Consider the following 23,983-nt stretch of genomic DNA (forward strand, 5'->3'; position numbering starts at 1 on the left):
GGCAGCTTTTTCTTTCATGGTTGAGCAGACTTGTACAATTCTCTATATTCTTCTATCGTGATTTCGCCATGCAGCAATCGATTCGCTGCTTCGCTGTACGTTTGAAAGCCTTCCGAATCGCCGAAATCCAATGCTGCCGGCTCGTTTCGAGAGAGCAGCACTTGGGCTGGAACGGCTGCTTTTTGCCAAATGCCCCGCTCACTTAGGTTGGTACCCGTGACATACAACTCAGAAATAACGGGAAGCGTTCCTGCCGCTCTGCTCCATTCGCGCTGCATTTCTTTGCCAGTCATATACGTAATCCATTTCATGGCAAGCGACGATGATTCCGTGTGTGCGGCTACCGCAAAACTTCGGGTTCGGACAACGGGCGTATCCAGTTGCGCCTTCCCCATCGCCAATGCAAGCGACACTCCATCGGTGTCTTGATCTGAAAAGCTCGAATACGGCTCAATCACCACGGCTGCTTCCGCCTTACCGGAGGTGGTCGACGCTTGGCCGTTATCCTCTGCATCCGTCGCGTCTTGCACGGATTCTGCCCGTGTTCCGTGATTACGAATCAGCATATCAAGCACCTCATGATCCGGCTTGGAGGGATCACCTTCGAGCAAATGAACCGCCGCACCGAACGCGTAAGGATCATTCCAATCAAATGAGAGGGCAGGGCTTACCTTATTCAGCTTCAAATACTCCTGCCATGCCTGACGGCTCTCCGGCACTTTAAATGGTTCGCCGTCCTTCCCCTTGGTCTTCCAGGTCATAATATAGGGGTCTATATCAAACGGCATTCCCCATTGATATCCGTTCCACTGCAGCGGTGGCAGAAGGCCATTTAAGATGTCTTCACCCGGCATCGTGCCCTGGGAAGAATCAACGGGCAGTAAGCATCCATTCATTGCAAGCGCTTTAATAAAGTGTGAATCCGTTAATACAATATCAGGACCTTCACCAAGAGACATCTCGAGCAGAAACGACTCTTTGTGTGTTTCACTGATCTCCAGAGGCGTAATTTCAATCTCAGCACCGGTCTCTTCCATATAACGCTCATTAAGAGCTTTTAGTTGTCTCAGTTCATCCGGGTTTAACTGAACACCGACCTTGATCGGACCCAGATCGGTCTCCGGTACCTCCGGCCTTTGCAACGGAGGACTAGGTTCATCCCCCGGGGGCTCTCGTCTAGTATGGTGAGTGAAGTCAAAGCTGGGAGATAAACTGGATAAAGACAACAGTAAAATGGCAAATAAGAACCAATACTTCTTCCGCTTCATATCCCATCTTCACTCCTTCAAATAGTCGCATGTCCTTATTTTACCAAACTTCTAGTGCTCTTGTCCTATCTTTTTTGTTAATAATCTAGTCCAGATTTTACTAATAACGCTAGGAAGGAAAAAAGACTGTCCTATGAATCTTGAACAGTCTTTATCCTGCAAGTTATTTTGCCGTAATCATTTCTCGGGAAATATATGATTATAACAAGTCTGCAGCCAGCTGAGCCAGCTTGGATCGTTCCCCTTTTGTCAGCGTAATATGCCCGCTCAGATTTTCCTGCTTGAAGCGTTCAACCACATAGGTCAACCCATTGCTCACAGCATCCAGGTAGGGATGGTCAATCTGCTCCGGGTCTCCCATCAGGATCACCTTACTCCCTTCTCCCGCCCGGGATACAATCGTCTTAACCTCATGACGGGATAAGTTTTGCGCCTCATCCACAATGATGAACTGACCTGGTATCGAGCGGCCCCGGATATAAGTCAGTGCTTCCACCTGGATGCTGCCGAGTCCCATCAATATTTTATCAATATCACCCGATTTTTTGGTGTCGAACAAATACTCCAGATTGTCATATATCGGCTGCATCCATGGTCTTAATTTCTCTTCCTTTTCGCCAGGCAAATAACCGATATCCTTCCCCATCGGAACAACCGGACGGGCAATCAGCAGTTTTTTGTATTTATGCTCATCCTCCACCTTGGAGAGGCCTGCTGCCAACGCCAACAAGGTTTTTCCCGTTCCGGCTTTCCCGGTAATGGTGACAAGCGGAATATCGTCATTCAGAAGAAGTTCAATCGCCATGCGCTGTTGGGCGTTACGGGCGCTGATGCCCCATACAGGTTCATTGCTTAAATGGAGGGGCTCCAATCTAGTTGCATCCTCATTCACATGAAGGAGAGCTGACTTTCCTGTCCCCATCTCATCCTTCAGAATAACAAATTCATGCGGATAAAGCGGATAAGGCAATTGAAGAGGTTTAATCGGCAAGTAACGATAGCTGTAAAATTCATCGATCACCGAAGGATGTACCTTTACTGTAGAGAATCCAGGATACAATTCACTTGGATCGGCTGTACGGTCCGATAAATAATCCTGTGTTGTGAGTCCGAGCACATCCGCTTTAATTCGAACAAGCACATCCTTGCTGACCAGAACGACGCGGCTTCCGTCCTCCTTCGGCTCCTCCTCCAATTTATAATTTAACGCGACAGCCAAAATTCGGTTGTCGTTGGATGCTTCGCTAAATAACTCCTGTACCTTGACGAAGCTGCGATGATTAAGCTCTACCTTCAATGTCCCGCCATTCTCCAGAAGAACCCCGTCATGAAGATGACCATGTTCTCTTAGCCCATCGAGCAATCGGGAGACCGTTCGGGCGTTGCGGCCGATTTCATCAGCATTTCGCTTCTTTGAGTCAATCTCTTCAAGAACCACCGCAGGAATGATGACTTCATGCTCCTCGAATGCATAGATCGACTGAGGATCATGCAGCAATACGTTCGTATCCAGCACAAATATTTTTTTCATCTTATCCCTCCACTGCTTCTTCATCAGGTACACACATAAACCTTTCCGTCCCGGACATAATAAGCGTAGCGACTGGAGTAATTTAGTGAACTCTACTACGAAAGGACAGATCAATCCATGAGAGCTGCTCTATCCATAATACTAGCGGTGTTGTTGCTCGCAGGCTGCGGGACCGCCAATCAGAATGCATCACCCTCTCCTCGTAATCAAACCAATGGAACTACTGCTAACAATGTTCCCAACATGAATGGGAACAGAGGTTATACCACTAACAATGTAGACGGTTGGGCTCCGGATAATGCGAATACGGGACGAGTCGGCAACGCAAATGATAACAACGGACAAGTTGACGCTACAACCGCAAATCACCTAAAATCACTAGCCGAGAGTGTGCCCGGCGTAAAAAACGCCAACTGTGTTGTCATGGGAAATACGGCTGTTGTTGGACTTAATGTAGATGGAAATTTAGATCGGGCAGAAGTCGGAACCATTAAATACACAGTCGCTGAAGCCCTTCAATCCGATCCGGCAGGTGCCAATGCACTTGTTACGGCTGATTTAGACGTTACAAACCGGATTGCCGATCTTGGCCGGCATATTCAGGAAGGAAACCCCATTTCAGGACTTGCCAGTGAACTCGCTGACATCGTGGGCCGCATCATTCCTCAGCTGCCTAAAGATGTAACACCTCGAGATCGTAATGCACAAGATAACGGTGCACAAACAGTAAAGCCGAATAACCGAAGCAACGCACCAGCCAATCCACACCATAATAAATAGACCCATGTTGAGCGTAAACCCGCCTATAAGCGGAAGACAAATCCGGTCATAACCCGAGTTTGTCCGTCACCCATCTCCAAATTTCATACAAAAAAAGCCCAGTGAAGCACACTGGGCTTTTTTTAAGGTCATAACAACGCCACTAGCGAGCATTTCTGCTTCGTCAGAGACATGACCCCTATCATATTCAGAGTTTTGTTGTCTGTTTGGTGTGAAATGGACACCCATGTCGAATGAACACGCCTGAGAAGACATGGAATCAGAAGGATGACATCTGAAAGGCTCCCATCCCCAAATGGAATCTGCTCGCACAAATGCATGGGCAAGGTAATCCGTCTGCCGATTACAGATCAATGGGTGTGTCGTATGCATCATAAGGTAGGACATGCCTTCGGCCTCCTGTACAATGATCTCCATCTGATACATTGTATTATAGCATACAATAAAACTTGCCTTCAATTGTCACGGAGTTGTTGCAGATTCCGCTTCTGTCCCCTGCCCGCCAGCGTTATGCTTGCCGGCAAGCTCGTCTTGCAGCGCTTGTTTGGCCGCGTCCAGCTCGCTGCTGCTTATATACACATAAGGACTCTTCCAATTGCCTGTGACCGGCATGAATTTGACGTCATCTTTTCCAATATCATAATAAGTCGCAAGCAAATTTCGGATCTGCTCCTGCTCGAAATCGGTGGTCATGTTATCGCTGACCGCATCCAGAGCATTGCCTACCTTCGCAACGCCCCCGAGCGATTTCATCTTATCGAGGAGGGAATGCAATACTTCGCTTTGGCGGGCATTACGCTCAAAATCGCTTGATTCCTTCGTTCTCGGCGAACAGCTGTCACTGGATTTACGGTAACGAACATAATCCAGCGCCTTCTTGCCATCCAGCTTCTGAGGACCCACAGTGAGGTTAATGTCGGTCTTGTCCGCAGTATCGCGGTAACACATATTGTATTGAACGTTAACATCCACTCCCCCGAAGGTGTCCACAACGTCACGGAATCCCTGGAAATCGATTACCGTTACATAGTCGATATTAACGCCAAGGTACTTGCTCATCATGACTTTCATTTCTTCTTCAGCCGGAATGCCGCTGCCCGGTTCCTTTTTCTCGGCAGCATTGTAGGCCGCTTTAAACCTTGGGTAATAAGCGTTCAGCTTCGTCGCTTTATATCCATCGAGTTCAATGAGCGTATCCCGCGGCAGAGAAACCAGCGTCGACGTATTGGTTTCCGGATGCATGGTGGCGACCATGACCACATCCGTCAAGTAAGTCCCCGTTTCCGGGCGATGATCCGTTCCCAAGAGAAGCACCGTAATCGGTTTTTCCTTAGCGGATTGCCCTGGAGCTACAGGTTTGTCGATCCCGCTTTTTTCAATGATCTCATTGCCCTTGATGTACAAGTATCCGGCATAACCTGCTGCAGCCAGAACTGCGATTAACAAGACGATCAGAATGAATTTAAAAAATGATTTCCATGCGCTTTTTTTCTTTTTTGGAACTGGCTGTTTCTTGCCCTTCCCCCCACTTTTGGCTCTCGGAGGGAGATTGGTATGAGTAGGATTCATATCATAACACCTGATTTCATTCAAATTAGATGAATGTCCGATAAACGCTTCAAATTTCGAAGCATTTACCGGACCATGGTTGACTTCTCTCTCTTATAAACGATGGGGACTGACAAAAAGTTGCCGTATTGTTGTTACCTGAGCTGCTAAAATTCTACAAAGCTTATGACTTCGGCTCGGCTTGAGCCTTCTTCTTCTGACGATCTTCAACAAAATATCGAATACGCACCATCAGCATCAATGCCACAGCTACTAACAAGCACTGGATAATCGGCAGCTTATCAATCTGAAACACAAGCAGTATCGCCGAACCCAAGGCCATCAAGATATACAGGAGAATCTCCTTCAACAGAGGAAGCTTCTGCTTCACCCGGAATACCTTGTTGTAAACGTAGGTGATCAGCACAAAAATCACGATATAAGAGATGAGTGGGTGCGCGGCAAACCATTCTTGCATGATAGGTTCACTCCTTTTGGACAAGTAGATCTCTATCTATTATAGATTTGCTTGCGCCATTTTACGATGTTTTTCTGCACGTTCGCGCTCACTCTTGTTCAAAATCTTCTTGCGGAGACGAACGGACTTCGGCGTAATCTCACAATACTCGTCATCGTTCAAGTATTCAAGTGCTTGCTCCAGTGAGAAAATAACCGGTGTTTTCAATTTAACCGTGTCGTCCTTCGTTGCCGAACGAACGTTGGTCAATTGCTTCTCTTTACAAATATTAACGACGATATCGTTATCGCGGGTATGCTCCCCGACGATCATGCCTTCATAAATCTCAGTCCCCGGTTCCAAGAACAGGGTTCCGCGGTCTTCCACCGACATCATGCCATAGAACGTTGAAGATCCGTTCTCCGTGGAAACCAGCACGCCTTGGTGACGTCCACCCACTTGACCGCCGATAAGCGGACCGTAGCTGTCGAATGCGTGGTTCATAATGCCATAACCGCGTGTCAGAGTCAGGAAATGGGTACGGTAACCGATAAGTCCACGAGCAGGAATCAGGAATTCCAAACGCACTTGTCCATTTCCGTTATTCACCATGTTCACCATTTCAGCCTTGCGTGTTCCGAGGCTTTCCATAACCGAACCCATGCTTTCTTCTGGTACATCGATCATAAGACGTTCGATCGGCTCCATTTTGACGCCATCAATTTCTCTAACGATAACTTCCGGCTTGGATACTTGAAGCTCATAGCCTTCACGACGCATATTCTCAATCAAAATACTGAGGTGAAGCTCACCGCGTCCCGATACGATATAAGCATCAGGGCTGTCCGTCTCATCCACTCTCAAACTTACGTCCGTTTCCAGTTCTTTGAAGAGACGGTCACGCAGCTTACGGGATGTTACCCATTTGCCTTCGCGTCCGGCAAAAGGACTGTTGTTAACAAGGAACGTCATTTGCAGGGTTGGTTCGTCAATTTTAAGGACAGGGAGTGCCTCCGGATGCTGTGGATCCGCAATGGTCTCTCCAATGTTGATATCTTTGATCCCTGCGATAGCCACGATGTCGCCGGCGCCTGCTTCGGCAACCTCGATCCGCTTCAGTCCCTGGAAGCCGAACAGCTTCTCGATACGGGCATTCTTGGTGGAGCCGTCACGAAGCATAACGGTTACCGGTTGGCCTTGCTTAATTACACCGCGGTTCACGCGGCCGACGGCGATACGGCCCAGATATTCATTGTAATCCATCAAGGTAACGAGGAACTGGAGAGGCTCGTCCACTTTCTCAGTAGGGGAAGGGATATGGTCAATAATGGTTTCATAAAGAGCAAGCATGTTATCATCTTGCTTCTCTGGATCCATACTTGAAGTACCGTTTAAGGCTGATGCATATACAACGGGGAAGTCCAATTGGTCGTCATTCGCTCCAAGTTCAATGAACAGATCAAGCACTTCATCGATCACTTCTGCTGGGCGGGCGGCCGGACGGTCAATCTTGTTCACAACGACGATTGGAGTCAAGTTATGTGCAAGTGCTTTACCAAGCACAAACTTGGTCTGAGGCATACATCCTTCATAAGCGTCAACAACGAGCAGAACGCCGTCGACCATTTTCATAATACGCTCAACTTCACCACCGAAATCGGCGTGTCCAGGCGTATCTACAATGTTAATCAAGAAATCTTTATACGTAATAGCCGTATTCTTGGCTAGGATGGTAATTCCGCGTTCGCGCTCCAAATCATTGGAGTCCATCGCGCGTTCCTGCAGTGTCTCATGCTCCCGGAAAATACCGGACTGCTGCAGCAGTTGGTCTACAAGTGTTGTTTTGCCATGGTCAACGTGAGCAATAATGGCAATGTTGCGAATCTGATCTCTTGATTGCATAAATATATCTCAAATCCCTTCTGTTCGAATGAGCCACAAAGAAAGCGCCGGACGACATGCCGACGCTTCAACATACATCCTATAATATAGGTAAACGAGCGGGAAAATCAAGTCTTTTCAGAAAACTTCCAGCAACTTTTACCTCTTACCAATTACCAACCTCTGCTCCATTTATTATTGCGCCCGGAACGATTGCGGCCGAAGATCATCCAAATGCCCGCTGCGATCAAGATCAGGGCAATAATGTAGAACGCCCCAGTCTCCAGCCAGGTAAAGATGAAAATCAAAACGGAAAGCACCGTCAGTCCAAGCGCAACCGGCAGAACTGCGCCAGGTCGCGGGCTCTCGTACAGATAATATTCATACAAGCCGACAGCCACGCCAAGAATCAAGACAGGCCATAAAGAAGCCATCAGCCCCCATCCCCCAATATTACATATGAAGAACAGAAGGCCATATACCGTCAGAATTCCGCCTGGAATGAGAATTGCGGCAGAGGCACGGCGACCAAAAAACATGATATGCAAAAAAATACCCGGCAGCAGCAGGACGAGCGGCCATAACGTTCTTCCCAGAAATCCAAACACACCAAGCTTACCGAGCAAAATAACAACTCCAGCAGCAACGATGAAAATACCCAGCGCCAAATCTTTTCTGGAGGACATTTGATCACCCTCTCTCTTCAATATATGTATCACCAAAAATAGCGGTTTCTAAAAGAAGCAGTTACGTTAATTTTAGCCCAAACCGACAAAAAAAACCATATCCCGAGCTTGTTCCACTTGAAATAACCTTGGCCCGTCCCATATACCTGCCTGAACCCAACAAAAAATGGACAACTGCACGAAACAGTCATCCATCTTTCCACGCACTCCCTTACGCCAATGGGTTGTTTAAATAAAACCCCGTTACGTGCTAGGCCGTCTTACCGTCTGTAATCCGCCAATGAGAATGACAGCTCCTGCAATGACAATCGGCAGCAGACTGTGGGCATAAGGCATCCAGTAAGCCAGAAGCAGCCCTACGCGGGAATCCTGTATGAGCATTTCGCCTGCTGTAAAAGCTAGAATACCGGCACCTATGTAAAGCAGCACCGGAAACTTGCGAAGCAGGCTGGAGATCATTCCGCTTCCCCATACAACGATGGGAATGCTTAATAATATTCCGATGACAATTAAGGCGAGATCGCCTTTTGCCAGCCCCGCAATGGCCAAGACATTATCCAGGCTCATCACGAAATCGGCAATCAATATCGTATTGACTGCGGCCCATATCGTTGAAGCTTTGGCCAAGTTTGCATGGTCATGTTCCTTTTGCATCATGAGTTTGACTGCGATCCAGATCAACAGTAAGGCGCCGCCAGCCTGTAAGAAAGGGATTTTTAGCAGCAAAACCGCCAAAAAAGTCAGAATACACCGTAAGAGAACAGCCCCTGCAGTCCCGATCCAGACCGCCCGTCTGCGGTGTATTTCCGGAAGGTCTTTGCTGGCCATCGCGATGACCAAGGCATTGTCGCCACTGAGCACAAGATTGATCATCAAGATCTGTCCCAACAAAAAAATCGTCTCCACCAGAACAACACCCCCACTCTACACATATGTGGTAATTGTCCAGGCTATGCTTGCACATCGGGAAAAATAGGCCTATAATAAATCCACTTTGTTTAAGTGGTGGAACCGTATTCTAAGAGGAGTGACATTCATGGAAACCACAACCGCTGAATTTTTTCTTGCATTAATCAACATTGTATTCTTGGATCTGATCCTGGCCGGGGACAACGCCATTGTAATCGGTCTTGCAGCACGCAATCTTCCGAAGGAAACCCAGAAAAAAGCAATTATCTACGGCACTGCCGGAGCTGTTATTCTTCGTATCATTGCCACCATCCTCGTTGTCTGGCTGCTTAACATCCCTTGGCTGCTGCTTGTGGGAGGCGTACTCCTGATCGGCATTGCCTACAAGCTGATGACCGACGACAATGAAGATCACGGCAATATAAAGGCCGGCAAAAGCCTCGGTGCTGCCATTCGTACCATCATTGTAGCGGATGCCGCTATGGGCCTGGACAATGTCATTGCCGTCGCCGGCGCAGCCAAACACAATATGATCCTTGTAACGCTGGGCCTGCTCATCAGCGTACCTATCGTGGTATGGGGCAGCACGCTGTTTATCAAACTGATCAACCGTTTCCCATGGATTATCTATGTAGGTTCTGCGGTACTTGCGTACACGGCGTCCTCCATGATTACCGAGGAAAAGCACTTTCTGGGATATTTCGAAGCGCACCAGATCATTAAATATCTCTTCATTGCTGCCATCATTATCGGTGTTCTGACTGCAGGACATCTGAAAAAAAGATCCGCTGGGCGCCGTCAGTCATCCAGCCAGTCATAACCAAAATCTATGAGTAGAACAAAACACCCCAAGGCTTCTGAGAAGCCTTGGGGTGTTTTAAGTTAGCAGATCATCGAACGGTGCACACTCGTTCGCTTCGCCGCAACATCATGTTGACCTTCGTTCGATACTCGATTAAAACCAGTCTTCGTTTACCACGGGCTCCGCATGCTTCTCGCCAAGCTCACCGATTGTACTATCCGGGGTTATGATCACGGTCTCCGTACCTTCAATCGCTGCCTGGATCCGTGCAGGAAGCTCCGTAATGGAAGCCTCCACCTTCTCGATGATCTTCAAATTCGGATTCGTGGTGGGCGATTTAGGCACAAACAACGTACAGCAATCCTCATACGGCAAAATCGATGTCTCGAATGTGCCGATGTCCATCGCGATATTGATGATGTCGTTCTTATCCATCATGACGAGCGGCCGCAGCAGCGGCAGCTCGGTAGCTCTGCCGATCACATTCATGCTCGGCAGCGTCTGACTGGCGACTTGTCCGAGACTGTCCCCCGTCACGATCGCCAATGCCCCTTCCCGCTCAGCAAGCGAGGAAGCAATCCGTAACATCGCTCTGCGCATAAACGTAATGATCAGATTATCCTGGCCGATGCCGACAAATGAAGTCTGTACATCGGTAAACGGAACGAGGTGCAGCTTGATTTTGCCCGTGTAGCCCGATAACAGCCTTGTTAACTCCATTACCTTTTCCTTCGCTAGTTGGCTGGTGTAAGGGAAGCTGTAGAAGTGAACACACTCAATTTCAAGCCCTCTGCGCATAGCCGACCAGCCCGCTACAGGACTGTCAATCCCGCCCGAGAGGAGCAGCATTGCCTTCCCATTCGTACCAATCGGGTACCCGCCGGCGCCGGGAATCACTTCATAATACAGATAAGTCTCGTTCTCCCGAATTTCCACACGAAGCTCCATATCGGGCTGCTTTACCTTTACTTTAAGCTGGGGATAGGTTCGCAGCAATGGCGATCCGACTAAATGGTTCATCTCCTGCGAGGAGTGAGGGAATTGTTTCCACACCCTTCTCGCGTTGACTTTGAAGGTCGACGGGTCTGCTAGTTCCTTCTGCCCCATAAAATCAACCGCTGTTTCGATAATGCGGTCAAGCTCGGAAGGACATACGCGTACCGGACTGATGGACACAAGGCCAAATACTTTTTTAAGGACATGGATCAGAGCCTCGGGAGACTCCCCGTTAAGCTCGACGTACAAGCGGCCGTACTCCTTAACGATTTTCGCTCCCGGAAACGGTTTTAGCACGCTTCGAATATGATTCAATACCGATCTCTCGAATCGGTTGCGGTTTTTGCCTTTTAGGGTAAATTCGCCAAAGCGAAGCAGCAGTTTATCGTAAGTCATCATCTTCGGTTACCCTCTCTTTCTATAATGGGACGCAGGTTCCCGCAAACTTTAGCCAAGACTTCGACGAGTCGCGCTGCATCGCCCAGCTGATGCTCTTTGCCAAGACTGATGCGGATTCCGGAGGAAGCAACGTTCATGTCCTTCCCCATCGCTAACAGGACCCGGCTCGGTTCGCTTAATTTAGAGGAGCAAGCGGATTTGGTCGATACGAGCATCCCCATCTCTTCCAGAGCATGGACCATCACCTCGGGTTTTAATCCCGGATACGAAAAATGGATGATATGAGGTGCATTCTGCTCGCTGCTGTTTAAGACCAATCCCGGAATTTTTTCGATGCCCTGAAGCAAAAGCTCCCTTAATTCCGTCATCCTTGCATAATGCTCGGGCTGACGTTCTCTGGATAATCGCATGGCCTTCGACATCGCTACTGCTCCGGCAACATTCTCCGTTCCTGCCCGGTGCCCATTCTCCTGCGATCCGCCCGATACCAACGGGAACAACTGCACGCCTTGCTTGACGTACAGCACGCCCATTCCTCTCGGACCGTTGAATTTATGTGCAGACAGGCTGTATAAGTCGGCCTGCCACTGGGAAAGTGTCACCGGCAGCTTTCCAAATCCCTGTACGCCATCGATATGGAGCAGCGTTCTTGAATTCCGCTCCTTGACGATACGCCCCACTTCAGTCAGCGGCTGAACGGCCCCTGTCTCATTATTGACATGCATGATGCTGACAAGCACGGTATCTTTGCGCACAGCATCCGCCAGGGCAGCCAGATCCACCACGCCGGCGTGATCAACCGGCAGATAGGTCACTTCCCATCCGAGTGTTTCCAGCTGCTTGCAGCATTCATATACGGAAGGATGCTCTGTCCCCGTTGTGATGATATGCCGGCCCCGGCTGCTATACTGCATCGCAGCCCCTTTTATCGCCATGTTATTGCCTTCGGTTGCCCCGGATGTGAATACGATCTCCGTCGGCTGAACGTCCAGCGCGGCTGCACTCACCTCTCTTGCTTTTTTCAGCAGTTTAGCGGCAGCCTCGCCTGAACGATGAAGTGCTGACGGATTCGCATAATGCATCTTCATCACTTCCGCCATCGTGTCCACTACTTCATCATAGGGAGGGGTCGTTGCAGCGTGGTCCCAATATATCAAGGTAATTTCCCCTTTCCATCATACGCATCGCACGTTTTAAAACTTAGTCCAGACCTTTATATTTACACAAAAAGACCAAACGGTAAAGCCGCACTCCATCTTTAGATCGGACAAAGTGGCGTTTATCGTTTGATCCTCTATCAGGTTACTATTTATCCCCTTGCGGGTTTATAAAGTGTATTTGGATCGTGCATTCATGACTTTACCAATGTATGCCTGGGTTTCCTCGGGTAATTCATGAGCAAGAGACATCAGCTCTTCATCACTGGATACACCCATATTCGCGATACGGGTTGGACCTGCATTATACGCTGCAAGTACCATAGCCATTTCTCCGCCAAACCGTTGAATCAGATTGGACAGATATTTAGTACCGCCTTCGATGTTCTGAGCCGGATCAAAAGGGTTGCTTACCCCAAGTCCCCTTGCTGTTCCGTCCATCAGCTGCATCAGCCCCTTGGCTCCCGCGGAGGACACGGCATTCGGATTAAAGGAAGATTCCGCATCAATGACCGCTTTGATCAGCGATACCGGCACTCCATATCGTTCCCCGGCCGCCGTAATTAAATCCTCAAAGGTCGTTGGCTTTGTTGCCCCCGTGTCATGCACGGCCCCCTCGATTGGTAAAGACGAAGCGGACTCATCCACAGCACCCAGCTGCTGCCATAACAGTCCATCCTTAAAGGTTACGCCAGGCGCAAGCTGGGTAATCGAACGTTCAACCGGCTTGGAGGCGGAATCTTCGGTAAGCAGGCTGCTTAGCACATTGACAAATCCGGTTGCCGACTCGGTGGAATTCGTATTCATCTGTGGTATATCCGTCATTTGCTTCCATGATATCGGATCTATTTGCATCGTTTAACTCACTTTCTGCAGCAAAATTTCAAACTTGTCCTTTATTTTATCATGGAACTGGAACAATCTGCTATACCTATTTGGCAAAAAAATAAGGCGAATCAACCGTTCTCACTAGTTGACCCGCCCATATTTTCATCATTACAAAATGAATTATCTACTGAAAGGAATCAAGATAAAATAACTGAGCGTTGCCAATATGCCGAGTCCGATCGACCACGCGCCTGTCGTTCTGCTGCCTTTGCTGTAAGCGTAATATCCAACAACGGCTGCGATTGGCCCCAGAATTACCGACCACATGAACAACGAGGCAATGCCTAATACCAAGCCCACATATCCGACGGTGCGACCCGTAGACACGTCTGCCTTATCCTCGTCTACTCTTCGTGCCGAGGCATCCATAGGGGGAGCAACCTCGGCTGCATATTCTTCACGGTGATCTTTGCGCGGGAAGTCTACCCTGTTTCGCTTGCCTTCAACAACCTTCATTTTATGCTTGCGATGTTTTTTATCCATAAACTAGCTTCCTCCATTTCCATCATCCTAAAGTGCCCAGCACCCGGACTTTATCCGGCTTATTTCCCGTCAGCCCTTCGGCTTGAAGGTCAAACAGCAGGTCTCGGAAGACTTGTCAGCAACATCCTGATGGTCGTCTACATAAGGCTCTGCTCCATACTCTTCATTGAGTTTCACATTCGCATGACGGTCAATTTCAATCATGATCATCTCGGCATGACATAAGTTCTGTTCTCCCCAGTAATGGCAATTGCTGACACTGCACTTCACTAATGGTTTGGCTTCGTTGGCCATTTTAGCATCACCTCGTCAACATTTTTTCCTTAGTTTACTGCCGGTATGCACAAGAACGATTGTCAGTTGGTGCCTAAGGAGCGAAACGCAAAAAGAGATGCCAATGGTTGGCATCTCTTACGTATTCCTTTATATGCTAGGCGTGGCTTTTCTCTGATTGCATCCGACGTTCCGTTAAATAATCGCTTTCGTAGTAAGCAAGATCATCACGGAGCTCTTCATAAATCTTGGTAATGTTCATAATGACATCACGGGCAGGACGAACCGGCTTCTTCCGGAAACGAATCGCATCCTGTCCAGTATAGGCGTAACGACCATCTTCGGAATAACTTTCATTTTTGGGATAGAAGAAACTGTTAACACAGCGGTGATACAAATTATACAAAGCCTTCTCGGCAAAATCGATATCAAAATTAGGGCGACGCTGTACAACACCTAGCTTCTCATAGGAAACTTCAGAAAATACAAGCAAATGGCGAACATCCGACAGAAATCCTTTGTAAAAATGAACGGTTTCATCGTCCTGTTCCGTTACCAATTGGGATAAAGCATGTTCATTCAAAAACGTTTCCATAATCGAAATAGCAGATTTCAACTTTTCTCTGGACTCTGAGCATAATTTCTGAAGATTGTCTGCTGGCATTACGATAGATCCCCCTTAAATGGTCGTGACCCTACAGGTTATACAGCCTGATGGTCGTTATAATATGTACTATCCTAACACAAATTTTGGGATAACGAAATCCCTATCATGAATACACTTACAAGGTTATTTTTAGCACATTTCATTTTGCCCATGCACATCCGTTTTCCTCACGAATTAAACGCATAAAAAGGATTCACTCTTCCCACGCTAAGACTACTTAAATCATGAAATGCGGCGAGGAGGAAAATTTGTGAAATCTCGTACTCTGTGGAGCATCCTAGGTGCCGCGTCAGTTCTTGGCGCGCTTCTGATCTTACTGTTCATCCCCGGCTCGAAACAGCCGGCTCCAACGGCTGAACCAACACAGCCTTTAAGGCCCCAGCAGGAGAACAAGGCCAAGCACTTTACCATGTTAAGCGATATCCATGCAACGGATCAACTCAACCGTCTTGATGCAAAAGGTCACCTGCGGAAGATGCTGAACAATAACGCTTTGCGCAGCCCGGGTCAAATAAAAGCCTATACGCAAAAAGAACAAAAGCTGCACAAGCATTTTCAGCAAGTACGGTGGTATAACCTTAAACAAAACAAAATGACGGATATCCAGGGTCTGCTTCCCAAAATGAACAAAAAAGATAAAAATCTGATTACGCATCATTTTCAAATGGCGCAGCAGAAGCTGAAACGGGGAGAAACTTATGATTCACCCAAGTTCAATGTCGCGGGGCAGCCTTATTTTGTTGTTGCCGAGCCGTCAAAGGATGGTAAATATGGCGCGGCCGCATTGGTTAATCAAGGCGTACTGCATGAAGTAAGCAATCACCAGAAGCGGAATCTTCGCTTGATTCCGTACCCGAAGGAAGGAAAATTCCAGGTCGAATCCATTCATGCGGATACCCTCTCCGACATCACCGTCAAAACCGGACATGATAATGAAAAAGCCAGTCACTTTTACGAAAATGAAATTGTGGTGTCCTTTCAAAATGAGCCGTCAAAGCAGCAGCTCCTCGATATCTCTAAGGAAATATCGTGTGAAACTCCAAGGAAACTTGGCTATGCCTATGTTTTTCGTTCCAAGGATATGGATTACCTTAAACTCCGCTCCTATTTCCAGCAGAAGTGGAAAACCAAATATACCGAGCCTCACTATATCTATTTAACCAATGACCGCCCTCCTCAATCCAGGGTAAACTCGGATTCCTTACCGGATGGAGCCAACGCGCAGGTCAATATCCCGAATGATTTGCTGTTTTCCCAATATCAATGGAATTTGCCCGTCATTGAGACGAACCGGGGCTGGGATCTGTCCAAGGGCAGTGAAGATGTGATCATTGCCGTCGTGGATACGGGAGTGGATCTTCAGCATTCCGATTTGGATGGGCAGTTGGTGGAAGGGTACAACATCGTAGAGAAAGACAAGCAGCCGCTGGATGATGTGGGCCACGGGACGCATGTAGCCGGGATCATCGGTGCCCTTGTTAACAACGGTGAAGGCGTTGCGGGAGTTAGCTGGTACAACAAAATCATGCCGGTCAAGGCGCTTGACGGATCCGGATCCGGAACAACCTATGCCGTCGCGGAAGGCATTATTTGGGCCACGGATCACGGAGCCAAGGTGATCAATATGAGTCTCGGCAACTATGCGGACTCCCAGTTCCTGCATGATGCCGTGAAATATGCCTATGATCGCGATGTAGTCCTTGTTGCCGCCTCAGGTAATGACAACACGGAGCGCCCCGGTTATCCTGCCGCCTATCCGGAGGTGCTGGCCGTCGCCGCAACGGACTCCAATCAGAAGCGGGCAGAATATTCCAATTACGGCGACTACATCGATGTGGCTGCACCAGGGACCAATATCGCGAGCACCTTTCCAGGCAATCAATATGCGGCTCTATCCGGAACCTCCATGGCCAGCCCCCACGCAGCCGCCATGGCGGGTCTCATTCGTTCCCTTAACCCTGACCTGACCAATCAGGAAGTCATGGACGTCATGATAAACCAAGCAGTCGATCTTGGGGATAAAGGAAAAGATAAATATTACGGTCATGGTCAGATTGATATTTTCCAAGCCTTGAAAGCTGTTGGATCCCCCGACGTCCCTCTCCAGATGTGGCCAGGTCAAACGCTGCAGAATCTGGAGAAGGAGCTTCGCAAGTTAAACGGCTCAGGATCAAACGAATAAAATTCACGAAATAAAGCAGCTTTCGCCTCCAGCGTTAGCTGCTTTATTCATAATCGGAGGCAAAGAGCCCGTTACATTTATTTCTTCCGGCGGGAACGGCTAGTACGTACTGCAGCTTTCTTCGAACGCTTGCCGGATACCGTAACTCCGCCATAGCCTCCAGGGCCCTCTACAACTTCTTCTTCGCTGTAAGTGTACAGATGTTTTTCTACCGGTACGCAGTGAATCTTATCGACCACTTTTATCGGATGAATAACAGGCACGATTTGCGGTACATAATGGTCTCTAACAACAACGATCGGTTCGCATACAATCGGTGACACAGGAGGACATGGGTTTTCGTTATGACAAGACATGTTTTTTGCATCTCCTTTCCCTTGATGATTACAGCTTATTATCCCGGGGGCTATTTGGTATGGACGATTATCCTTAAAGGGCAGATGAACTCCAAATATTTTCACAAAACCATAAGAAAAACGTCTATCGACGTACATTCTCAGAAGACAGACCGCGGTTAGAGGAAGTTTTTCTTGCGATATCAGGAAGACCCAAGCTTCGAAGTTTATACTTTCTGATATCTTGAAAAAACGCGCATTTCCTTTACACACCTGACGAGGAATGTAAAGAAAATGCGCGTTTGTACCATTACGGTATCCGTAAAGCAATATGTTGTTCAGTTGGGAAAGCTTTCCGTAAGCCGGGTTCTGTGCTCTTCGTGGTCATAGCGGGAACTACCCTGCCACCATGAGCGACAATCATCTATCTAGGCCGATCATTACTAATCGACTCAAGCGACCAACCCGGACGCGCCTCGGGCTAAGGCTGTCTCCTCGAAGGAGACTGCGTCCCATTAGGTCTTGCTCCAGGTGGGGTTTACCAGGAACGAAGTCACCAGCGTTCCTCGGGGTCTCTTACACCTCGGTTCCATCCTTGCCTGTGCCGCCCTTAGGCGGCCATCGGCGGTCCATTTCTGTGGCACTATCCTTCAACTCGCGCTGACTGGACGTTATCCAGCACCCTGCCCTATGGAGCCCGGACTTTCCTCTCGCGGCTTTGACGCCGCCAGCGATTGTCTGTCAAACTTTCCGGACAACATTATATATTATACAGTGATTTGAAGCGGTACACAACCCATTAAACATTAACAATAGCTGATTAATTTCCCAGCATGGATGAGGTACTCTTCCTGGCCAACGGTGTCAAAAAGAGACTCTTTTCCTTGCCTCACGATTCTGTTCTTCAAACGAACTGGAACGGCTCTGTATTGATACGAGAAGCCACCACCCGGGTTTCGTACTTATGTTCCTGCAGCTTCTGCTCCATCCACTCGGCAACTTTGACCTTCATGATCTTCTCGGCATTATGACCCGGATCAATGATCGTAAGTCCCGCTGCGAGCGCATCCTGTGCCGTATGATAATCCACATCTCCCGTTACCAGCACATCGGCTCCACGGAACAGTGCTTTCATCATGTAGCGTCCTCCGGAACCCCCTATGACGGCCGCCTTGCGGATCGTGCGGTCGAGTTCTCCCACGACCCGAACATGAGGGACCTCCAGCTTCTCTTTTACCACGTCTACCAGCTCAGCCAACGTCTTAGGCTCTTTTAGCTTTCCAACCCGGCCAAGACCAAGGGATCTCCCCTTTAGGTCCATGGCATACAGATCATAAGCAACCTCTTCATAAGGATGTGCCTTTAGCATCGCCTGGATCACTTTATTTCGGATGGCATGAGGAACAATCGTCTCGATTCGAACCTCATTTGCACGTTCCATCTTGCCTTCCTGACCTTGAAAAGGGTTGCTGCCTTCTCGCGGGACAAAGGTGCCAAAGCCCTCGATGTTGAAGCTGCAGTGGCTGTAATTTCCGATCCAGCCTGCACCGGCGCCGAGCACGGCATCCAGCACCTCTTGATGATGGCTCTTCGGGACAAATACTACCAGCTTGGACAACTGTTCATTATGCATGTCATGAATAGGCGACGTATTCTCGATTCCCAAGGCCTCCGCCATCCAATCGTTCATCCCGCCTTCGGTTACGTCCAGATTGGTATGACTTATATATACTGCAATGTCGTGTTTGATCAGCTTTTCGTATACCTTGCCCATCGGCGTATCCGTCTGCAGTTGTTTCAGCGGACGGTATATAATCGCATGATGCGCGATAATCAGGTCAGCCCCAAGCTCAATGGCTTCATCCACCACTTCATCATTAACATCCAATGCAATCAGCACCGTGCGAATGTCCTTTTGCAATGTTCCAAGCTGGAGTCCGATCCGGTCATCGGGTTCGGCCACGTGCTTCGGGGCCAATTGCTCCATATATTGAATTACGGTTTGTCCTTTGGCAAGCATGCCAGCACCTCCTGAATAAACTCGATATCCGATCGAATCTCACTCGCCTTATCGGCGGCCGTGGTGAGATCTGAACGCGAAAGCGATTGAAGAATATACCCCATCTTCTCCATCTCCGACTTCCATTTCTCACTGAAAACCGGATTCGGGGACTGTGTCAGCCAAGGTCCCATACGGAAAAGCCAGTCCGTAGATAACCGGACACCGTCTCCAATCGCCCTTTCCGTGTAAACCTGCTCATTCGTCAGGTCTGTTAAATGCAAAGGCTCGGCGACCAGCACTTCGTAAATTTTGCCGTCTTCCTCCAGGATCATTTCCTCGATCAGCACCCAGCCATGGGAATATAGCCATCTACGCAAGATATCTTCTCCCACATTCGGCTGCAGGACCAGCCTGCGGACGCCTGCCAGCTTATCGATGCCGCGGTCCAAAATCGCTGCAATCAAGCTGCCGCCCATACCGGCAATCGTAATGACGTCGGCCTCACCGGCTGAGAGTACGTTCAAACCGTCTCCTCTTCGCACGCTGATGACATTCGTCATCCCTGATTCGATGACCTGCTTGACGGCAGCATCATAAGGGCCGGGATTGACTTCACCGGCGATCGCTTGAATGGCCGCTCCGCTCTCTACGGCAGCCACAGGCAGCAGGGCATGGTCGGAACCGATATCTGCAAGTCGGCTGCCGCGCGGAATCTTCTCCAGTATTTGTGTTAATCTTCTTGATAATTTCACGGTCGACACACCTTACCATTCCATATTTTCGTCCAAATCACGACCTATTCCTTACCCTAACAGAGACGATACCAAACTGCAAACCGGCAAATCCGGTGAACATAAGTTGTGCCTCGTCATTTGCAATGGGTCCGAAAAAGAGCTAAAATAAAGACCAATAAAACAAATGCAGGAAGAAATTCCATAACCAAGAAACTTATACATGCCATGCATGAATTCGAAAAAAAGGACCTGCTGCGATTACTGCAGAAGGTCCGTGGATTAAGCTATTCGAGGAAATCCTTTAACCGCTTGCTGCGGCTCGGGTGACGAAGCTTACGGAGCGCTTTCGCTTCAATCTGTCGAATCCGTTCGCGTGTAACACCGAACACTTTGCCGACCTCTTCCAGTGTTCTCGTGCGGCCATCATCGAGTCCGAAACGAAGACGTAGTACGTTCTCCTCGCGCTCTGTCAGCGTATCCAGCACATCTTCGAGCTGTTCCTTCAGAAGCTCGTAAGCAGCCGCATCGGCAGGAGCGAGTGCTTCCTGATCCTCGATGAAATCTCCGAGATGGGAATCATCTTCCTCACCGATCGGCGTTTCCAGCGAAACCGGCTCCTGAGCAATCTTCATAATCTCCCGGACTTTCTCAACACTGAGTTCCATCTCGGCAGCAATTTCCTCCGGCGAAGGCTCACGTCCGAGCTCCTGGAGAAGCTGTCTGGATACACGAATCAGTTTGTTGATGGTCTCCACCATATGCACAGGAATTCGGATGGTACGGGCCTGGTCAGCAATAGCGCGCGTGATTGCTTGGCGAATCCACCATGTCGCATACGTACTGAATTTGAAACCCTTTTTGTAATCGAACTTCTCTACGGCTTTGATCAAACCCATGTTGCCCTCCTGAATCAAATCCAGGAACAGCATTCCTCGTCCGACATAACGCTTCGCGATACTTACAACGAGACGCAGGTTGGCTTCGGCCAGACGGCGCTTGGCTTCCTCATCCCCCTGTTCAATCCGGTTGGCAAGTTCAATCTCATCATCCGCTGACAACAGCGGAACCCGGCCAATTTCCTTCAGATACATCCGTACCGGGTCGTTAATCTTGATCCCAGGAGGCAGTGAAAGATCGTCGTCAAACCCAAAATCCTCATTATCATGGGATTCGGAATCTCCCGATTGCCGGTGAGTACCCTCTTCGTCATTCTCATTTACCACATCGATACCCAGGTCGGCCAGCTGCTCGTAGAACTCTTCCATCTGCTCCGTGTCCTGATCAAATGGCGATAATTTCTCCATAATGTCTTTATAGCTTAATACGGATCTCTTTTTACCCTGTTCAATCAACTGATCCTTGACTTGATCCAGCGTAAATTCCGTTTCTAGTTCAGTATGCTGATCATTCGCCATCATTCGACTCCCTCCTCCCTAGAAACAGCAATGTGCGGGGCTTCATTGTCTTTCTAGGGCGATAATCTCACTTGCAATTTGCGCGGCTCGCAAAAAATCACCTGAGCGCTCCGCTTTTATCATTTCTTCTTTTTTCTGGTCGATCTCTCTCTGCTGCGGAAATTTCAGCACCTCACGTATGCAATCATCGAGCACTTGAACATTCCACTCGGCTGGTGCTTCCATCATCATGATCGAGCTGACCGTCATTTCCAAACGATCGTCGTGGAGCGATGACATGAAACGGCTGATATCCGGAGATTTACCCTGTGCGTAAAAAGCATATAGATAAGCAGCAATTGCCGCATGATCTTCAATATTAAACGCTTCTCCCAGGCGATCGCCTACGTATCGCGCGGCCTCCGCATCCTGCAGCATCAGCGACAGCAGCCGCCGCTCTGCGGCATGGTAAGCAGGCAGAAGTACCGGGGCGGGCTGGCGCCCTTTTTTATGCCTACCATTATTCCACCTTTTTTCCTTATTATCCCCATCACCCATCTTTTTTTGCATCGATTGCCGAAGCAGATTGCAATCCTGCTTAAGACTTTCATAGGAAAGATGGAGCTCGGAGGACAATTCCCTCAAGTAAACTTCTCGTTCAGTCGAGGAATTCAGTACGGCGATAATGGGCAATGCCTCTTTGGCGTACGCAATCTTACCATCTTCTTCTAGCAGTATATGGTTTTTCTTCAGATATATAAGTTTAAATTTTGTTGTTGAAACAGCTGTCTCTACGACATGCCTGAAACGCTCGGCACCGAATTTACGGATGTAATCATCCGGATCCATTCCTTCGTTCACCAAAGCGATTCGTACTCTGAGACCAACGCCTTCGAGCATTGGAATGACTTTTAACGCAGCAGCCATACCGGCTTTATCACCGTCATAGACAACAACAACTTCTTCAGCCACCGATTTCATGATTGCCACTTGGTTTTCCGTTAGAGAGGTCCCCATGGTTGCCACACCGTTGTGAAGTCCTGCTTCCCATGACGAAATTACATCGCCGTAACCTTCGAATAACAGAATTTGACGCAATTTGCGTATGGATGTCTTCGCCTGGTGCAGGTTGTACAATGTGCGGCTCTTATTAAATAGAAGTGTCTCCGGGGAATTCAGGTACTTCGGTTGACCGTCCCCCAGTATTCTGCCAGCAAACGCGATGACCTTGCCGCTGCGGTCATGTATCGGAAACATGATTCGTCCGCGGAAACGGTCGAGATAGCCTTCTTGTTCATGTCTTGCGGATAATAAACCGCCCTTTTCCATCTCTTTCAAGTCAAAGGATCGCTTCGTCAGGAACTGAACGAGCGTGTCCCAACGATCTGGCGCATAACCGATTTGGAACTGGTCAATCATTTTGTCGCTCATTCCGCGGGATCGTAAATACTTCATGGCTTCCGTACCATGCTCCGTATTCTTCAACAGAAAATGGTACAGCTTGGCGCTAAGCTCATAGGCTTCAATCAAACGTTCTTTTTCCGGATTACGAGGAATTACGGGAACTCCTTGACCTTCCGGCAACGAGATATCATTCTCTTCTGCCATTGTCTTGACGGCTTCGGGAAAAGAAAATCCTTCGATTTCCATTCTAAATTTAATGGCGTTTCCGCCCTTACCGCAGCCATAGCAGTAAAAGATTTGGCGTTCCGGTGTAACCGTAAAGGAAGGAGTTTTCTCTGAGTGAAACGGGCACAAGCCCTTCAGGTATTTCCCCTGTTTGGTAAGATGCACGTATTTGCTGACCGTGTCCACAATATCGCTTTTGGCCAGTACTTCCTCAATGACATCATCCGGAATATTACCTTGTCCGGTACTCATCCAAACCACCTTCATCTCTTTTGGCACGTAAATAGTATTCGCTACGGGTGGACATTCTCCTGCAATTCATGCAAAAGTTTTGTCAGTTTATGTTGAAAAAAACTCCGGTCCTCGTCAAGCAGCTTTTTGGGCCCTTTGCCATACTTTCCCTGCTTCCTCGCCTTCGCCTGATGGTGACGGGAATCCAGCATGAAATCGATATCCGTATTATGAAAAATACGACCGCGAAAGGAGATCACATGGCATGATTTGGCAAGCGCAAGTGCAGCCAGTCCATAATCCTGCGTCACCACGATATCCCCCCTGGATATGTGGTTAGCGATGTATAGGTCCGCACTTTGATCACTCCGATCCACCTGGACCGTCGTAACCCCATCTTCTGCCTGCTGCAGATGATCATAGGAAGAAACAAGCAGTACCGGCACACGAAATGTACGAGCAGTCTCTGCGATTTCCTTCTTGACTGGACATGCATCACCGTCAACCACGATCGAAATGGAGTTGCTTTCGTTCATTCGCATCACCGGCTCTTATCGTTAGTCTTGGATTCATCTTTATGCTGTATATTATTATATACGTCTTTGGCAGATTAAAATCCTTCTTCTAAGAAAAACGTCTGTCGACGTACTTTCACAGAAGACAGACCGCGTATAGCGGAAGTTATTCTTGCGAGATAAGGATGGTAAGCCTCTGAAGCTTATACTTTCTTATCTCATCAAATAAACAATGA

23 protein-coding genes and 1 other RNA gene are annotated in these 23,983 nt (G+C 48.5%); 3 read left to right on the plus strand and 21 right to left on the minus strand.

Annotation, left to right across the window (positions count from 1 at the left end):
* Positions 1-14: 14 nt before the first annotated feature.
* Both ACETK5_RS18940 and ACETK5_RS18945 read right to left on the minus strand, forming a co-directional pair.
* Positions 15-1,268 carry an extracellular solute-binding protein gene (locus ACETK5_RS18940; protein WP_100535939.1) on the minus strand — a complete coding sequence of 418 codons (1,254 nt, stop codon included), beginning with the start codon at positions 1,266-1,268 and terminating at the stop codon, positions 15-17.
* A 199-nt stretch (positions 1,269-1,467) separates the two neighbouring features.
* Positions 1,468-2,799: a PhoH family protein gene (locus ACETK5_RS18945; RefSeq protein WP_100535938.1), complete on the minus strand. Its 1,332-nt coding sequence runs from the start codon at positions 2,797-2,799 to the stop codon at positions 1,468-1,470.
* A 117-nt stretch (positions 2,800-2,916) separates the two neighbouring features.
* Here ACETK5_RS18945 and ACETK5_RS18950 point away from each other — a divergent pair, with 117 nt between their 5' ends.
* Positions 2,917-3,579 carry a YhcN/YlaJ family sporulation lipoprotein gene (locus ACETK5_RS18950; protein WP_100535937.1) on the plus strand — a complete coding sequence of 221 codons (663 nt, stop codon included), beginning with the start codon at positions 2,917-2,919 and terminating at the stop codon, positions 3,577-3,579.
* A gap of 66 nt (positions 3,580-3,645) precedes the next feature.
* Here ACETK5_RS18950 and ACETK5_RS18955 read toward each other — a convergent pair whose 3' ends face one another.
* From ACETK5_RS18955 to ACETK5_RS18980, 6 genes are all read right to left on the minus strand, one after another.
* Positions 3,646-3,996, minus strand: a complete 351-nt coding sequence (locus ACETK5_RS18955) for a hypothetical protein (RefSeq protein WP_165789599.1) — start codon at positions 3,994-3,996, stop codon at positions 3,646-3,648.
* A 45-nt stretch (positions 3,997-4,041) separates the two neighbouring features.
* The gene (locus tag ACETK5_RS18960) at positions 4,042-5,148 is read right to left on the minus strand and encodes an LCP family protein (protein ID WP_100535935.1); all 1,107 of its coding nucleotides are present in this window, start codon (positions 5,146-5,148) and stop codon (positions 4,042-4,044) included.
* 163 nt (positions 5,149-5,311) lie between these two features.
* A complete protein-coding gene (locus ACETK5_RS18965; protein ID WP_100535934.1) occupies positions 5,312-5,605 on the minus strand; it encodes a YlaH-like family protein in 294 nt (97 codons plus the stop codon).
* 39 nt (positions 5,606-5,644) lie between these two features.
* Positions 5,645-7,486: a translational GTPase TypA gene (gene typA / locus ACETK5_RS18970; RefSeq protein ID WP_071222960.1), complete on the minus strand. Its 1,842-nt coding sequence runs from the start codon at positions 7,484-7,486 to the stop codon at positions 5,645-5,647.
* A 152-nt stretch (positions 7,487-7,638) separates the two neighbouring features.
* Complete coding sequence (locus tag ACETK5_RS18975; RefSeq protein ID WP_100535933.1) at positions 7,639-8,151, minus strand: hypothetical protein; 513 nt, start codon at positions 8,149-8,151, stop codon at positions 7,639-7,641.
* Between the two features lie 243 nt (positions 8,152-8,394).
* Entirely contained in the window at positions 8,395-9,057 is a 663-nt protein-coding gene (locus tag ACETK5_RS18980) for a TerC family protein (RefSeq protein ID WP_394057133.1), read from the minus strand.
* Positions 9,058-9,187: 130 nt separating this feature from the next.
* Between ACETK5_RS18980 and ACETK5_RS18985 the strand changes: the two genes are divergently transcribed.
* A complete protein-coding gene (locus tag ACETK5_RS18985; RefSeq protein WP_100535931.1) occupies positions 9,188-9,880 on the plus strand; it encodes a TerC family protein in 693 nt (230 codons plus the stop codon).
* Positions 9,881-10,015: 135 nt separating this feature from the next.
* Here the strand turns inward: ACETK5_RS18985 and thiI are convergent, their stop codons facing one another.
* The 6 genes from thiI to ACETK5_RS19015 all read right to left on the minus strand — a co-directional run bounded on the left by thiI (position 10,016) and on the right by ACETK5_RS19015 (position 14,722).
* Complete coding sequence (thiI, locus tag ACETK5_RS18990; RefSeq protein WP_100539285.1) at positions 10,016-11,254, minus strand: tRNA uracil 4-sulfurtransferase ThiI; 1,239 nt, start codon at positions 11,252-11,254, stop codon at positions 10,016-10,018.
* Entirely contained in the window at positions 11,254-12,414 is a 1,161-nt protein-coding gene (locus tag ACETK5_RS18995) for a cysteine desulfurase family protein (protein WP_100535930.1), read from the minus strand. Before ACETK5_RS18995 ends, thiI begins: the two co-directional genes overlap by 1 nt.
* A gap of 168 nt (positions 12,415-12,582) precedes the next feature.
* The gene (locus tag ACETK5_RS19000) at positions 12,583-13,269 is read right to left on the minus strand and encodes a lytic transglycosylase domain-containing protein (protein ID WP_100535929.1); all 687 of its coding nucleotides are present in this window, start codon (positions 13,267-13,269) and stop codon (positions 12,583-12,585) included.
* Positions 13,270-13,422: 153 nt separating this feature from the next.
* Positions 13,423-13,785: a hypothetical protein gene (locus tag ACETK5_RS19005; RefSeq protein ID WP_100535928.1), complete on the minus strand. Its 363-nt coding sequence runs from the start codon at positions 13,783-13,785 to the stop codon at positions 13,423-13,425.
* Positions 13,786-13,854: 69 nt separating this feature from the next.
* Positions 13,855-14,079, minus strand: coding sequence for a DUF1540 domain-containing protein (locus ACETK5_RS19010; protein ID WP_006209042.1), 225 nt, complete (start codon positions 14,077-14,079; stop codon positions 13,855-13,857).
* 136 nt (positions 14,080-14,215) lie between these two features.
* Positions 14,216-14,722 carry a YpuI family protein gene (locus tag ACETK5_RS19015; RefSeq protein WP_100535927.1) on the minus strand — a complete coding sequence of 169 codons (507 nt, stop codon included), beginning with the start codon at positions 14,720-14,722 and terminating at the stop codon, positions 14,216-14,218.
* Positions 14,723-14,975: 253 nt separating this feature from the next.
* Between ACETK5_RS19015 and ACETK5_RS19020 the strand changes: the two genes are divergently transcribed.
* Positions 14,976-16,907, plus strand: coding sequence for a S8 family peptidase (locus ACETK5_RS19020; protein ID WP_100535926.1), 1,932 nt, complete (start codon positions 14,976-14,978; stop codon positions 16,905-16,907).
* Between the two features lie 77 nt (positions 16,908-16,984).
* Here ACETK5_RS19020 and ACETK5_RS19025 read toward each other — a convergent pair whose 3' ends face one another.
* The 7 genes from ACETK5_RS19025 to ACETK5_RS19055 form a co-directional block, all read right to left on the minus strand.
* Complete coding sequence (locus ACETK5_RS19025; protein ID WP_243390606.1) at positions 16,985-17,230, minus strand: hypothetical protein; 246 nt, start codon at positions 17,228-17,230, stop codon at positions 16,985-16,987.
* A 355-nt stretch (positions 17,231-17,585) separates the two neighbouring features.
* An RNA gene (gene rnpB / locus ACETK5_RS19030) (RNase P RNA component class A) lies at positions 17,586-17,992 on the minus strand.
* 154 nt (positions 17,993-18,146) lie between these two features.
* Entirely contained in the window at positions 18,147-19,262 is a 1,116-nt protein-coding gene (locus ACETK5_RS19035; RefSeq protein ID WP_100535924.1) for a Nif3-like dinuclear metal center hexameric protein, read from the minus strand.
* Entirely contained in the window at positions 19,238-19,996 is a 759-nt protein-coding gene (locus tag ACETK5_RS19040; RefSeq protein WP_100535923.1) for a tRNA (adenine(22)-N(1))-methyltransferase, read from the minus strand. Before ACETK5_RS19040 ends, ACETK5_RS19035 begins: the two co-directional genes overlap by 25 nt.
* Before the next feature lie 266 nt (positions 19,997-20,262).
* On the minus strand, positions 20,263-21,393 hold the full coding sequence (gene rpoD / locus ACETK5_RS19045; protein WP_076321292.1) for an RNA polymerase sigma factor RpoD: 1,131 nt from the start codon (positions 21,391-21,393) through the stop codon (positions 20,263-20,265).
* Between the two features lie 42 nt (positions 21,394-21,435).
* Entirely contained in the window at positions 21,436-23,253 is a 1,818-nt protein-coding gene (dnaG, locus tag ACETK5_RS19050; RefSeq protein ID WP_100535922.1) for a DNA primase, read from the minus strand.
* A 41-nt stretch (positions 23,254-23,294) separates the two neighbouring features.
* Complete coding sequence (locus ACETK5_RS19055) at positions 23,295-23,774, minus strand: YaiI/YqxD family protein (protein WP_100535921.1); 480 nt, start codon at positions 23,772-23,774, stop codon at positions 23,295-23,297.
* Positions 23,775-23,983: the final 209 nt, after the last annotated feature.

This window comes from Paenibacillus ilasis, assembly GCF_043195395.1.
In the GTDB taxonomy this organism is placed as follows: Bacteria; Bacillota; Bacilli; order Paenibacillales; family Paenibacillaceae; genus Paenibacillus_AQ; species Paenibacillus_AQ lautus.